The sequence below is a fragment of the Bacillus sp. FSL H8-0516 genome (assembly GCF_038635285.1).
In the GTDB taxonomy this organism is placed as follows: Bacteria; Bacillota; Bacilli; order Bacillales; family Bacillaceae; genus Bacillus; species Bacillus safensis.
Window position 1 is genome coordinate 2,651,410 of the sequence record NZ_CP152051.1, and the last position, 14,109, is coordinate 2,665,518.

The 14,109-nt window shown below is 41.8% G+C and carries 14 protein-coding genes; 2 read left to right on the top strand and 12 right to left on the bottom strand.

Annotated features, from left to right (window positions below; all coding sequences use genetic code 11):
* Positions 1-27: 27 nt before the first annotated feature.
* From ccpA to MHB67_RS13440, 11 genes are all read right to left on the bottom strand, one after another.
* Positions 28-1,029, bottom strand: a complete 1,002-nt coding sequence (ccpA, locus tag MHB67_RS13390) for a catabolite control protein A (protein ID WP_248351531.1) — start codon at positions 1,027-1,029, stop codon at positions 28-30.
* A gap of 452 nt (positions 1,030-1,481) precedes the next feature.
* A complete protein-coding gene (locus tag MHB67_RS13395; RefSeq protein WP_133744311.1) occupies positions 1,482-2,558 on the bottom strand; it encodes a bifunctional 3-deoxy-7-phosphoheptulonate synthase/chorismate mutase in 1,077 nt (358 codons plus the stop codon).
* A 221-nt stretch (positions 2,559-2,779) separates the two neighbouring features.
* Positions 2,780-3,103, bottom strand: coding sequence for a bacillithiol system redox-active protein YtxJ (gene ytxJ, locus MHB67_RS13400; RefSeq protein ID WP_024424853.1), 324 nt, complete (start codon positions 3,101-3,103; stop codon positions 2,780-2,782).
* Positions 3,104-3,136: 33 nt separating this feature from the next.
* The gene (locus MHB67_RS13405; RefSeq protein ID WP_060697648.1) at positions 3,137-3,607 is read right to left on the bottom strand and encodes a YtxH domain-containing protein; all 471 of its coding nucleotides are present in this window, start codon (positions 3,605-3,607) and stop codon (positions 3,137-3,139) included.
* Between the two features lie 26 nt (positions 3,608-3,633).
* Positions 3,634-4,053 carry a DUF948 domain-containing protein gene (locus MHB67_RS13410; RefSeq protein ID WP_012010919.1) on the bottom strand — a complete coding sequence of 140 codons (420 nt, stop codon included), beginning with the start codon at positions 4,051-4,053 and terminating at the stop codon, positions 3,634-3,636.
* A gap of 224 nt (positions 4,054-4,277) precedes the next feature.
* Positions 4,278-5,576 carry a UDP-N-acetylmuramate--L-alanine ligase gene (murC, locus tag MHB67_RS13415; protein WP_025092288.1) on the bottom strand — a complete coding sequence of 433 codons (1,299 nt, stop codon included), beginning with the start codon at positions 5,574-5,576 and terminating at the stop codon, positions 4,278-4,280.
* Between the two features lie 302 nt (positions 5,577-5,878).
* Positions 5,879-8,605 (bottom strand): DNA translocase FtsK, encoded by a 2,727-nt coding sequence (locus MHB67_RS13420; protein WP_151040421.1) that lies wholly within the window; start codon positions 8,603-8,605, stop codon positions 5,879-5,881.
* Positions 8,606-8,801: 196 nt separating this feature from the next.
* The gene (gene ytpR, locus MHB67_RS13425) at positions 8,802-9,407 is read right to left on the bottom strand and encodes a YtpR family tRNA-binding protein (RefSeq protein WP_024424858.1); all 606 of its coding nucleotides are present in this window, start codon (positions 9,405-9,407) and stop codon (positions 8,802-8,804) included.
* A 16-nt stretch (positions 9,408-9,423) separates the two neighbouring features.
* Entirely contained in the window at positions 9,424-10,236 is an 813-nt protein-coding gene (locus MHB67_RS13430; RefSeq protein WP_024426180.1) for a DUF1444 domain-containing protein, read from the bottom strand.
* Positions 10,237-10,256: 20 nt separating this feature from the next.
* The gene (locus MHB67_RS13435) at positions 10,257-10,577 is read right to left on the bottom strand and encodes a thioredoxin family protein (protein ID WP_024424860.1); all 321 of its coding nucleotides are present in this window, start codon (positions 10,575-10,577) and stop codon (positions 10,257-10,259) included.
* Positions 10,564-11,592 (bottom strand): PTS sugar transporter subunit IIC, encoded by a 1,029-nt coding sequence (locus MHB67_RS13440; RefSeq protein WP_342492563.1) that lies wholly within the window; start codon positions 11,590-11,592, stop codon positions 10,564-10,566. Before MHB67_RS13440 ends, MHB67_RS13435 begins: the two co-directional genes overlap by 14 nt.
* A 200-nt stretch (positions 11,593-11,792) precedes the next feature.
* Between MHB67_RS13440 and MHB67_RS13445 the strand changes: the two genes are divergently transcribed.
* Positions 11,793-12,239 (top strand): YtoQ family protein, encoded by a 447-nt coding sequence (locus MHB67_RS13445; RefSeq protein ID WP_342492564.1) that lies wholly within the window; start codon positions 11,793-11,795, stop codon positions 12,237-12,239.
* Positions 12,240-12,487: 248 nt separating this feature from the next.
* Here the strand turns inward: MHB67_RS13445 and MHB67_RS13450 are convergent, their stop codons facing one another.
* Positions 12,488-13,561, bottom strand: a complete 1,074-nt coding sequence (locus MHB67_RS13450) for a M42 family metallopeptidase (protein ID WP_342492565.1) — start codon at positions 13,559-13,561, stop codon at positions 12,488-12,490.
* A 199-nt stretch (positions 13,562-13,760) separates the two neighbouring features.
* Here MHB67_RS13450 and MHB67_RS13455 point away from each other — a divergent pair, with 199 nt between their 5' ends.
* Positions 13,761-14,075, top strand: a complete 315-nt coding sequence (locus MHB67_RS13455; protein ID WP_003217759.1) for a PepSY domain-containing protein — start codon at positions 13,761-13,763, stop codon at positions 14,073-14,075.
* The last annotated feature ends 34 nt before the right edge of the window (positions 14,076-14,109 follow it).

Here is a 14,109-nt window from a genome sequence, read left to right on the forward strand (position 1 = left end):
TCATAAGGTAAGCCTGCTTTTTTTGTTTTATTTTGTTGATTGTCTTTCTTCAATTCTGTGCGGAAGCTCAACAATTTGATCGTCCACTTGTTCTTTGTTCATCAGTTTTGTGAGCAGTCGCATGGCAACAGCACCAATATCATATGTCGGCTGAACAACTGTTGTCAGCTGAGGACGCACCATGAGAGAAAGTCTTGTATTATCAAAGCCAATCACTTCTAAATCTCCAGGAATGGAGACTCCTCTGTCTTGTGCTCCGTGAATGACACCTAGCGCCATTTCATCTGTAGCTGCGATAACAGCTGTCGGTTTGTCAGACTGCTCAAGCAGATGAGCAAGTGCTTCAATTCCAGAATCATAAGAGTAATCGCCTTCAGCGACGAGTGCATCGTCAAACGCGATACCCGCTTCTTCAAGCGCACGCTTATAACCTGCAAGCTTTCTCACGGAATTAATTGGCTCTGACATTGGACCAGAAACAAACGCAATTCGTTTATGTCCTTTTTCAACTAACAGCTGAACGGAATCATAAATCGCCTGCTCATAGTTGATGTTAACAGATGGTGTTTGAGCCTGTTCTTCAACAGATGCTGCAAGCACAATCGGTACAGGAGAGCGCTTAAATTCTTCCACATGCACATCTGTGATGTTTCCGCCCATAAAGACAATTCCGTCTACTTGTTTGCCAAGCATCGTATTTAACAAATGAAGCTCTTTATCCGTATTTTGATCTGAGTTGCTTAAAATGATGTTGTATTTATACATCGTGGCGATATCTTCAATACCGCGTGCTAATTCTGAATAGAAGATACTAGAAATATCAGGGATGATGACCCCAACTGTCGTTGTTTTTTTACTTGCAAGGCCTCGTGCCACTGCATTCGGACGATAGCCAAGGCGATCAATCGCTTCAAGCACCTTTTTTCTTGTTGTTGGTTTTACGTTTGGATTACCATTTACTACGCGTGATACCGTTGCCATACTTACATTTGCTTCTCTTGCTACATCATATATTGTAACATTATTCACATAAATCACTCCTTCAAATACACTTCATATCTATAGCATTCACCAATTGGATAGAGACATGTCAGATACGAGGAAAATAATATCCTATTTGTCATTAAAACGATGAAAAGAGACACATAATTTTTCAATCTACATCAAAATGACATTCTTTTATGAAATTATACACGTTTTTTTGTCATATGAAAACGTTCCCTTTCTTTTTATAACTAAATTAAACAAACTTTAATCAGCTTGTTACCTGTAATTTGAATCATATTTCATAAAAAATCATCGAGAACGCCAGCTATGACAATGATCTTAGCAGATTCTATCGAATTTTAAAAATGAAAACATTGTGAACAAGCACTTTTTGGACTTGCAATGTGCTTTCTTCCTTTCATTCCCAATCCTCATGGTATTTTTTCCATAAAAAAACCGCCGGGCAGTCATCCGGCGGCTATTTCTATCTATGATTACGCGTGAATGTTGACAAGTGGTCTTAACGCATTTAACCATTTTTCGAATTGTGGAATGTCCATTTGCTGCGCTGAATCAGATAGAGCAACAGATGGATCTGGATGTACTTCTGCCATGACACCGTCTGCTCCAATCGCAAGAGCTGCTTTTGCTGTTGGAAGGAGAAGATCTCTACGTCCAGTTGAATGCGTCACATCAACGAAGACTGGTAAATGTGTCTCTTGTTTCAAGATTGGCACTGCCGAGATATCTAGTGTATTTCTTGTCGCTGTTTCGTATGTGCGGATACCGCGCTCGCAAAGGATGATTTGATCATTTCCTTGGGCGATGATGTATTCAGCTGCATTGATGAATTCTGAAATGGTCGCTGCAAGACCGCGTTTTAAAAGAACTGGTTTCTTCACGGAACCGGCTTCTTTTAATAGTTCGAAGTTTTGCATGTTACGTGCCCCAATTTGGATGACATCGATATGCTCAATCGCTTCTTCAATATGAGCAGGATTGACAATTTCACTAATGACAGCAAGACCGTATTCATCCGCTACACGCTTTAGAATCTTTAGACCATCTACACCAAGTCCTTGGAAATCATATGGACTTGTGCGAGGTTTAAATGCGCCACCGCGAAGTAGTTTTAATCCCTGCTGTTTCGCTGCTGCCGCTACTTCTGCGACTTGCTCGTAGCTTTCAACGGCACATGGTCCAACGATGAAACGCTGTTTTCCATCACCGATCGCTTCCCCATTGATGTTCACGATTGTGTTTTCTGGTTTTTTCTTACGAGAAACAAGAAGTGCTTTGCTGTGGTCATCTTCTTGAAGCTCTAGACCTGCTTTGAAAATCTCTTTGAAAATATGTTGAATCGTTGAATTTTCAAATGGCCCATCATTTTCTTCAAGAATTTGGTTCAGCATTGTGCGCTCTCTGACAGGATCATAACGGTTGACACCTTGCGCTTCTTTCGCTTTTCCAATTTCTTTGACAATGTTTCCTCTGTCATTGATCAGTTTTAAGATTTGAAGATTTAGTTCATCTGCTTGCTGCCTCAATTTTTCTAATTCATTGTTGCTCATTTTTGTCATCCTTTCCTCTGCCTGCTCTCGCTTTTTATTTTTTCATTCTTGCATGATAGGGTTTATTATAAACAAAGATTTCGGAATTGTCACGAAAATTTTCTTTATTACCCAAACGCTTTTAAGCGGTAAAGTATCGTATGTAAGATTATAGCATACTTTTTGTTCAAGTAAACCTTTTTTATAAAAAAAACGTCAGCCGCTGCTGACGTTTTTTTCTTTTACAGATTATGTTCAAGCGCTTCTTTTGTAATGCTTGAGTGAGAAGCATGCCATTTTACTTTTCCACCGCTAAAGATGAGTGCCTGCGGACTTTCATGCTTTACTCCAGACTTTTCCGTCACATAGGATGAAAGCTCTCTCGTGTTTTGAATTTGTAAGAAATACGCAGGTACGTCTTCATGTGCAGACGCAAATGCTTCAAACTGTTGAAAAGCCGCTTGGCTGATCGGACATGTCAAACTGTGCTTAAAAAAGACAAAGGTCCCATCTTGATTCGTTAGTTGATCAAACTGTTCTTCTGTTTCAATGAGTTGTTTTGACATGATGTTCTCCTTCTTCACTTCGAGCAGTGAGGGTTAGCCTTTAGTAGATTGTTCTACTTTTTCTTTGACATCCTTGATGCCGTCTTCAATTTCTGATTTTGCTTCTTGTGCTCGTACTTTTGCTTCATCAGCTACATCTGATGCTTCGCTTGCTAAATCAGCTGCCGCATCTTCTGCTTCACTTTTCACATGATTAGCTTTACCAGCCGCACGGTCTTTTATGTCTTTCACTTTGTCTAAAATCTGATTTGACTGCTCTGCTACAAGCTGAGACAATTCAGACGTTTTATCTTTCGCAATCGTCACATATTCAGTGCCTCTTTCTTTTGCATCTGTTGCGAGTCGATCTGTTTTTTCTTTTAAAACATTCGCTTGGGTGTTCAAATCATCGCGAAGCTCTTTCCCTGACTTCGGTGCTAAAAATAATGCTGTTGTTGCACCAACAATTCCACCAATAAGTGTTCCGATCAAAAAGTCTTTGCTATTGATTCCGTCTTTGCTCATGATTATTCCTCCTATGCGAATATGGTTTATTTTTGGTGTTTACGCTGTTTCCATTTTTTATAAATTTCAAGTGCTGCGTTACTCCAGCTAACCACATCCGTCACTTTTTCTTGATTTCTTTCAACGGATGAAGAAACCGCACCAGCTGCCTGCTTTATGCTTGTATTAAATTGGTTGATCGAGCCGCCAATTCCCTGCACCGCATCCACAACTGTGCCTAGTTTTGCTGATTTGTCTTGAATATCTTCAGCAAGCTGATTCGTCTTATGTAGCAACTGTGCTGTCTCTGTGGTGATGCCTTGCATCTGACCTTCAAGACCTTCTAAAGTTGATGCAACATTCTTTAATGTCAGCTGTAAGGATTTTAATGTTTTGGACAAATAGATGACAAGAATGAGGAAAGCAATTGCGATCAGTGCAACGCTTAGATATAGAATAATAATCATCTGATACCTCCTTTGCTGCGGGCATATTCAATTCATTACCCTCTCGTTGTATCATTCAAACATCGCCTAGAATGACCGATTGAATAATAATTCTACACTTATTCGCTAATTCCTGTCCACAGCGAACGAAAAAAAGCGGCACATGTTGACACAATTAGCCCATTTGTCACATTTTATTCAAAATAAAAAAGTGCCGTTCAACACGGCACTTTTCGTTTAAGCATTTATACAGCGACTTTTTCATAAGCACGCAAATATTTCTGAATGTCTCCTGCTCCCATAAAGATCAGAATCGCATCTTCGTGCGTTTTCAGCACAGATGTATCTTCTTCCTCAATTAATTGGGCCTGCGGGATTTTTTCTCGTAAATCTTCAATGCTCAGCTTCCCAATGTTTTCACGGGCTGAACCAAAAATATCACAAAGGTAGACATAGTCGGCTTTCTTTAGACTGTCAGCAAATTCACTTAAGAATTGCTGTGTACGTGTGAACGTATGCGGCTGGAAGACAGCTACAATATCACGGTCCGGATATTTTTGGCGAGCTGCTTCAATCGTGACTTCAATTTCAGTTGGATGATGTGCATAATCGTCAATTAAGACCTGCTCACCGACCACTTTTTCATTAAAGCGTCGTTTCACACCGCCAAATGTCGTTAATGCGCCTTTGATAAGCTCTACATCAATGGATTCATAGTGACATAATGCAATGACAGCTAACGAGTTGAGGACATTATGATTTCCGTAGGCAGGAATGTAGAAGGTATCATAAAACGTATTGCGTACAAATACATCAAATGTAGTGCCTTCCGTATTTTTCACAACATTGCGAGCTTGGAAATCATTTTCTTCGTTGAAACCGTAGTACACAACAGGTACCTTCGCTTGAATCTTTGGCAGATGCTCATCATCACCACAGGCAATAATCGCTTTTTTCACTTGAAGCGCCATGTTTTGAAATGCATCAAACACGTCATCAATATCCGAGAAATAATCAGGGTGATCAAAATCAATATTGGTCATGATCGCATAATCTGGATGATAGCTGAGGAAGTGTCTGCGGTATTCGCATGCTTCAAAGACAAAATACTCGCTGTTTTCTTTCCCCATTCCAGATCCATCACCGATTAAGTACGAAGTAGGTTTGGCTGCCTGCATGACGTGAGCAAGCAGTCCTGTTGTCGATGTTTTTCCATGAGCACCAGTAATCGCAACGTTTGTGAATGAATCCATGTATTCTCCAAGGAATTTATGGTAACGAATGACAGGAATCCCTTCAGAAAGGGCACGTTCAATCTCAGGGTGTGTATCAGGGAATGCATTTCCTGCGATGACCGTCATCCCTGGCTGAATATTATCTGGGTCAAATGGTAGAATTTTAATATTTCGTTCTTCTAATGCTTTTTGTGTAAAGATATGTTTTTCGATATCCGATCCTTGGACAGTATACCCAGTATCATGAAGAATTTGGGCCAGTGGACTCATACCTGTCCCTTTTATTCCAACAAAATGATAAACAGTCATAATTGTACCTCCAACAAACGTCTATCTGACTTACAGTATATGACGCTCATTTCAATTTGCAACTTGTGATTTTTGCCTCTAGCTGATCACAGATCGCAGCTCCAAATAAAGATTTTTTCCGATCTTCCTATTCTAATCAATATTAACTATGATTAGTATCCGACAACTTTCCCATTTCTAACACCTGTTTCCGCTTATTTTACATAAAAAAGCGTTCTGACAGACATGCGAAAAGCGTCCAATTACAAAATTGCACCTATGTGCTATCATACCATGTTTATAAAAAAAATGAAGTGGTTTGTTTAGATCAACTGTTCTAAGTCACTCAGCGTCATGAGCACTTCTCTTGGCTTACTGCCTTTCGCACCAGAAATCATGCCCTCGCGTTCCATCATGTCAATCAGTCTGGCTGCACGATTGTAGCCAATTCTAAATCTTCGCTGCAAACTTGATGTACTAGCGCTATTCTGCTCGATGGCAAAACGGCAGGCATCCATAAACAATTCATCTTCGTCTGTAATCGCAGAGCCTTGAAGCATTAGTTCCTCCTGTTCAAAAAGGAACACTGGCTTGCGCTGCTTTCTCACATGTGCCACCACTTGATCAATCTCACGGTCTGATACAAAGTTCCCTTGCAGCCTTGTCGGCTTGCCGGAGCCATTTTCTAAGAAGAGCATGTCTCCTTTTCCAAGAAGCTTTTCAGCACCGGCCATGTCAATGATCGTTCTTGAATCAACCTGACTTGAAACAGAAAACGCAATTCTTGTTGGGATATTGGCTTTAATGAGACCTGTGATGACATCAACAGAAGGTCTTTGTGTCGCAATCAATAAGTGAATGCCGCATGCTCTTGCTTTTTGAGCAATTCGGCAGATGCTTTCTTCGACTTCATTTGGTGCGACCATCATTAAATCAGCCAGCTCATCGATCACCACGACGAGATAAGGTAGTTTTTCACCCATTTGTTTTTCTTTTACAAGCTCATTGAATCGTTTAATTTCTCTCACGCCAGAGTGTGCAAATAGTTCATAGCGTCTTTCCATTTCATCCACTACCCATTTCAGAGCAGCTGTTGCTGTCTTAGCATCGGTAATGACAGGACTCACAAGGTGCGGAATGTGGTTATACGGCGCTAATTCAACCATTTTAGGGTCAATTAAGAGCATTTTCACTTCATCTGGTGATGCTTTAAACATTAAGCTCACTAAAATCGTATTAATGCAGACACTTTTTCCTGAACCAGTTGCTCCAGCAATTAAGCCGTGCGGCATTTTTTGCAGATCAACCACGACAGGCTGGCCTGAGATATCTAATCCAAGTGCCGCTGTTAAAGGAGATGGATTGTCTCTAAACGCACTGCTTCTGATCATTTCTCTTAAGAACACCATTTTACTGTGCAGGTTTGGCACTTCGATCCCGATTGTGTTCTTTCCTGGAATCGGGGCTTCAATTCGAATATCCTTTGCGGACAAACTAAGTTTAATATCATCTGACAGGTTCGTGATTTTGTTCACTTTGACACCTGGTTCTGGATGTACTTCAAACCTTGTCACAGAAGGGCCCTGTGTGACATGAACCACACTTGCTCTTACGTTGAAATTTTTAAGTGTTGCATTGAGCAGCTCAGCCCGCTCTTTCACCCATGTCCCGTCCTCTTCTTTTTGAGCTGGCGGTACGTCTAAAAGGGCGAGACTTGGAAAAACATATCCTTGTGTATCGGCTGCTTTCTTTTGCCCTTGCACGCGCTGATCGCTTTTTAACATCATGACATTAAACGGAACCGTAGAGGTTTGCCCGCTTGTGCGTTGTGGCTGCGGAGATGTCTGTTTTGGTTCTTCTTTCTTGACTTCCTGCGTTTGTTCTTGCTGCTCTATAACCGTTTCTGCCGGTTCAGATGCAGTTTGTTCCTCTCTTACTTGTTCTACTGGCACCGCTTGATCTTCTTCAATTTCAGCTTCTTGAACCAGCTGATCTTCCTGCAGGTCATGTTTGACTGGCTCAGCTTCTTCAAATGCTGCCGCTGGCGCTTCTTCTTGTTTGTTTTCTATTGGATCAGCTTCTACTTCTTCCACCGGTTCTGCTGAAATGTTTTCTGTTAACGCCGCTTCTTCTGCTGGAATGTCTACTTCCATTTCAATCGCTGGCTGCGAAGGTTCCGGTGTTTCGAAGGTCAACATCTCTATTTCCTCAGTATGCTCTTCAAACTGATGGACAGGCTCGTCCTTTATTTCTTCTTCATCAATGGAAAAAACAGCCTGTTCCGGCTCAGACTCTGCCGGCTGCTTCTGATAGACTTCGGCTTGCTGCTTATGTAAATCAGCTTCATGATGATCTTCTGGCTCGTTTTCTTCTGGCTCGATGAAAGGCTCGTCAGTTAAACGTTCCATCGTCGATTGAACATGATCTTGATAAGCGAGTTCCTCTTGCAATGTATGCGGGGTTACTGCTGGATCCTTATCTGCTCTCTCTTTTGCTGACGCTGAAACCATTTCCTCGATACGTTTTTCTTTCTGTATTGACGGGATGTTCATTTGCTGTCTGACATTCCGTTCACGCTCTGCCTCTTCTGATAACAGTGTGACACGCTGCGCCGTTTCTTCTGCTGCTTTCCTTTGAACTGAAGCTGTTTCTTCTTTTGCATCTGCCCGTTTTGGACGCATATCCTGATGATAGCCATAGATCGGTGATGGAATTTGCTCTGGCTTGAATGGCTTTTTATTCATATCAGGCTGAAGCGTTTGTTTAGGCTGATAGGTTGTCTGTCTGGTCTTTGACTGGCTTGGTTTGGCGCGTCTTCTCTCCGGCTTCACTCCATCGCGCTGAGGTTCATCTGGAACGAGCGGAAAGCGAAAGTTCCCTTTTGGATATTCATAATACACTTTCGTATCTTCGATTTTTTTATATTCTTTATGCGGTTCAAAAGCTGGCTGCTTTGGTGCAGCTAGATCTTCTTCAGGTCTTGCAGCTTTTTCTTCTTTCTTTTCTTCTCCTAAAAATACACTAAAAAATTTATCTAACCAACTCATCATTTATCACTCACTTTAACTCCCCTTACGTTTTCTTGGGCGATTTTTAGTATACCATTGCTTTTTCATGCAGAAAAGCGAGAAAAGTGCCGCTTTTTGCTGTTCATGCTGTCTGTAGATGAAAAAAAGTCACTAAGTACGTACTTAGTGACTTTTGGTATAACACATTCTTCGCTCCTATGTGCCCGTTTATGGGAGGTTACGCTTTAAAGGGTTCGCCAGCTTGATGGCTTCCATCTAAAACAAGAATCCCTTTTTCAGCAGGTGCGTCTGGAAGATCTAACTCTTTCGCTGAACAGATCATGCCGCTTGATGGAACGCCTCTAAGCTCAGCATCTTTGATGACCATACCGCTTGGCATCACTGCACCGACTTTCGCCACCACGACATATTGGCCTTGGTCAACGTTTGGTGCACCGCACACGATTTGTAAGGTTTCATCGCCCACATCAACTTGGCAAATGTTTAATTTATCTGCGTTCGGATGCTTTTCTTTTTCCTTCACATAGCCGACAACAAATTTTGGTGATAGATCCACAGTCAACGTTTCACTGACACCGTTGCGGTTTAAAATTTCATTGATATCTTGAACAATGGTTTCAGAAAGCGGGACAGATCCGTTTTCTTCAATTTTCATGTAAGTCGATGCATTGAAGATATTAAAGCCTGTTGTTTCTTTTGTTTCTTGATTGAAGATTCGTACTACATCTCCAAACGTTTCATGACCTACTTCTTCTCTCGTCACATCTTTCAATGAAATAAGGAGTGTGTCGCCTACACCTTCTGCATTATAAAAAACGTTCATTCTTCAAAATTCCCTTCTACTGCTGTTTTGGTCTGCTTTTTGCAAGTATAAAGATCGGTTCAAGCTTCCCCTCATCATATAAAAATGATAATGCGGTAATCGGAACCGTACCGCTGGCGAAGAAGCTCATCGACATCTGTCCTAAAATATCATAGCCTGAATCATTGCGAACATCAGCAATGATGAATACATCTTGATGGGGAACAGAAATCGCCATTTGTCCTTCTATTTTTTGCGCGTATTCTTGTAATAACGATTCATTTAAAAGTCTGCTGGCGTCATATCCGTCATTTGCACGGAAGAAATAAAACCGGTTGCCTGCCACTTCATCCATTTTCACTACAGTTTCTAGCGAACGGACGTTGAAGCTGGCGGTTTCTCTAATTCGCTCTTTTGTCCAGTTTTCCTTTTGAAGCATCTTTTCATCAATTAATCGGTAGGTGCTTCCAAGATCAAGTGCATAGTAGATTCTCGTTTCTGCTGTATGCTCATCAAACACGAGGGGAATTCCATCACTTGATGCCTCAGGAAAGGAAGTGGAACGAATGACTGGATAGATCTGCTTTTCTTTTCCAGAAATGTGCTGCGCTTCGCCTTTCATCGCACTCAGCGCTTCTTTCACATAATAAACGATCTCATCGATGGTTTCATCAGGCTTTACTTCCCACTTTGCAATAATTGGCGGGAGCTCTAGTGTGATGCCTTTGCCTGTTTGTTTATCTTCAATACGAAGCGTATCTTTTTCCCGGTCAAACTGGTGTGACCAGCTGTCGTTCGTCAGACGGCTTTTGAGTTCATTCGCAAGCTGTCTTGATGTCATTTTTGCCATCGTTTTAGACTCTCCTTTCGTTATTTAGAAAGAGAATCTGTTAAAAATGCTTCAATCTCTTCCTTTGTCTTACGATCTTTGCTGACAAAGCGGTTAATCTCTTGTCCGTTTTTAAAGACTAAAAAGCTTGGAATGCCGTAAATTTCCCACTCTGCACAAGTGTCAATGAACTTGTCTCTATCAACATAGAAGTACTCAAATTCTGGGTAGTTTGCTTCAAGCTCTGGCAAGAATGGCTCAATAAATGTGCAGTCCGGGCACCAGTCAGCTGAAAATAGCAATACTGTTAAGTCTTCTTGAATCACTTTTTGTAATTCTTCGTTTGATTCAATTTTTTTCATGTTTCATTCCTCCAGTTTGTATGGTTAAATCTCCGTATTGTATGTAGCCTTTCTTTCTCATCCATTCTGATACTACCAAACTAATCACTGCCGGGCCAACGATATGCAAGAGAGCTATCGCCAGAAATACAGATGGATGAAACCCCATGACAGTCAGGGTCATGAGCTGTCCAACAAGCCCACTCGTTCCCATTCCCGCTCCTGCCGCATTATTGACCATCCCAAAGCCAATAATACCAATTGGCGCGAGAATGAGACCAGCAATCGTCGGCGGAATCAGGATGAGGGGGTTTTTCACAATGTTCGAAAGCTGCAACTTTGACGTCCCAATGCCGACAGCCGCAAGACCGCCAAAGCGATTTTCTCTAAAGCCTGCAGCAGCAAAGCCAACCATTTGAGCACAGCAGCCAATCGTTGCAGCACCAGCAGTTGTCCCGCTTAAATCAAGCATGAGCGCAAGTGCAGCACTTGAAATCGGAGAACTGAGAGCAAGTCCAACAATGGTCGCTACTAGCATACCCATGATCAGCGGGCTTTGGTCTGTCCCCCACATGATAAGTCTGCCAAGCCCTGTCATCATCGCCTGAATGCCAGGACCGATGAAAGCAGCAGTGAAAAAGCCAGTGATAATGGTGACAAGCGGCGTTAAAATAATATCAATTCTTGTCTCACCACTAACCAGTTTGCCTATTTCCACCCCAATTAGAGCAGCCACGAAGCTTCCGGCTGGTCCCCCAAGCTCTGCTCCAGCGGCACCTGAGACAACACTTGCAAAAATGATTAATGGAGAAGCATTTAAGCGATAAGCAACTGCTACGCCAATTGCCGGTCCCATCAGACCCATAGCAAGCGTACCCATTTTCACAATGAGAGAAAGTGATAACAGACCGCCTGCTGTTTTTAAAATCAGACCTACCACTAATGTAGCAAATAGACCTAAAGCCATATAAGAAAGTGCATCAATGAAATACACCTTTGGCGAAAGGGAGATCCCCTTTCTTTTCAAATAAGTCATCAACGTCGTCTTCCTGCTTTCTCATAGGAAAGACGAAGAGGCCTGTCCTTCCCATTATATGTAGTATTCTTACGATGAAAAATAGTCTCTACCATGAATATCATAATCATATTTTTTTTGCTTTATCAAGCACTTCTTGTGTAACATGAAAAGAAACAGGACAAACCTTTACTAAGTTTGTACAAAAGGAGGAGATCGTTATGCAATTAACTGTCTATTTAGCTGGAGAAATTCATAGCCAGTGGCGTGAAGAAATCAAGGAGAAAAGCCAATCTTTGAAGCTGCCAGTGACATTTGTCGGTCCAATGGAGAATCATGACCGCTCAGATAACATCGGTGAGGATATTTTAGGTGAGCAGCCGAATGCCATTTTCAAAGATGATGCAGCTTCTGATTTGAACAATTTTCGTACTGAAATTTTATTAAACAAAGCAGATGTCGTCATTGCACGCTTTGGTGAGAAATATAAACAGTGGAACACAGCCATGGATGCATCTGCTGCGATTGCAAAAGGGAAACCTCTTATTTTAATCCGTCCAAAAGAGCTGCACCATCCGTTAAAAGAACTCTCAAACAAAGCAAATATCACTGTGGAAACCGTAAACCAAGCGATCAAGGCGTTATCTTATGTGTTTGAACAGCAATAAGAAAAAAGGCTGCTCTCATTGAAGAAGCAGCCTCAGATTGTTGACAAAGGGCTAAAATGATCTTTATTTTAGCCCTTTGTCTTCTTTTCAGCGTGATAGAAAACCTTTGCAGTCTAGGAAGGACGAGTACCGGAGCGGAGCGAATTGTACATTCGTGAGCACCGGCACGCAGGACTAACAAAGAATGCGAGGGTTTGTCTACGCGCTGAAGCTGCTCTCATTGAAGAAGCAGCCTTTTTCTATTCTATTTATACTTGTTGGTAAATAGAATCCACTGTACTTTGATCACAATTTTTAACAAGGCGGACAATTAACTCTTTTGCCGCTGCGTAATCATCCACATGCAAAACAGAATGACTTGTATGAATGTAGCGTGCGCAAACCCCAATGACAGCAGAAGGCACACCTTGGTTTGAAATATGAACACGTCCAGCGTCCGTACCACCCGGTGATACGAAATATTGATATGGAATGTTGTTTGTATCAGCAGTATCAAGCACAAAGTCTCTCATTCCGCGGTGCGTAATCATTGTCCGATCAAAAATACGCAGAAGTGCACCTTTTCCAAGCTGGCCGAACTGTGTTTTGTCACCTGTCACATCGTTTGCAGGACTCGCATCTAAAGCGAAGAAAAGATCTGGCTGAATCATATTCGCAGCTACCTCAGCCCCTCTAAGCCCTACTTCCTCTTGAACAGTTGCTCCTGAGTACAGCTGACATGAAAGTGTTTCGTCTTTTAATTCTTTTAATAATTCAATTGCAAGGCCGCAGCCATAGCGGTTATCCCAAGCCTTCGCTAAAATCTTTTTTGGATTCGCCATTGGGGTAAAAACCGTTGCAGGAACGATTTGCTGTCCTGGACGAACGCCAAGCTCTTTTGCCTCTTCTTCACTGTCTGCACCAATATCAATGAGCATATCTGACGGCTTCACAGGCTTGCTTTTTTGTTCTGGCGTCAGAAGGTGAGGAGGTGTACTAGAGACGACACCAGGAATTGGCCCGTGATCGGTATGGACGTCCACACGCTGCGCCAGCATGACTTGACTCCACCAGCCGCCAAGTGTTTGAAAACGAATCATCCCGTTTTTCGTAATCGATGAGACCATGAATCCGACTTCATCCATATGACCCGCTACCATAATTTTCGGTGCGTTTTCCTGCCCCTTGCGTACGCCAAACACTCCGCCAAGACGGTCTTGAATGAGTTCATCAGAATATTTCTCAAGTTCCTTTTTCATAAAAGCACGCACATGGTGCTCATTTCCTGGAGTTCCCTGTAATTCTGTTAAATTTCGGAAAAGTGACAATGTTTCTTCGTTCATTCTACAGTTTACCTCGTTTCTATGTAATGACCATATATATTCCTATAAAAATAACACTCACTTTATACTATAAGAATTCTTTCGGTTTTCCAAGTATCTCTCCAGAAATTTTGAATATGCTTTCAAGTATTCGGATTCCTTAACATCAATGGACAAGTTTTGTATAATGGAAAAAACAGCAATACGGAGGTGCAGCACGTTGAAGTTAAAACATGTTCTAATTGGTGCGAGTATTGGCGTAGCCGCTGCAATTGTTGCAAAGAAAGTATTTTTCCCTACGTATATCTCATCTGAAAAAGCATTAAAAATTGTGAAATCTGCTTTTAAACAGCGCGGCCCTATTGATGGCTCTTGGATTTATACTGTACCAGAACCGTATACCGTAAATGGTGAAACGATTGATGTGTACAAATCTGGCATCACCCGCTCTGCCTTTGGCGAGCTTGAACAGTATGAAGTGATGATTGATGCCAAAACTGGCATGATCGTGGATGTCATTGATTCTGTTGCTTGATCAAGAAAGCTTCGCAAAGACGTGTCCTTGCGAA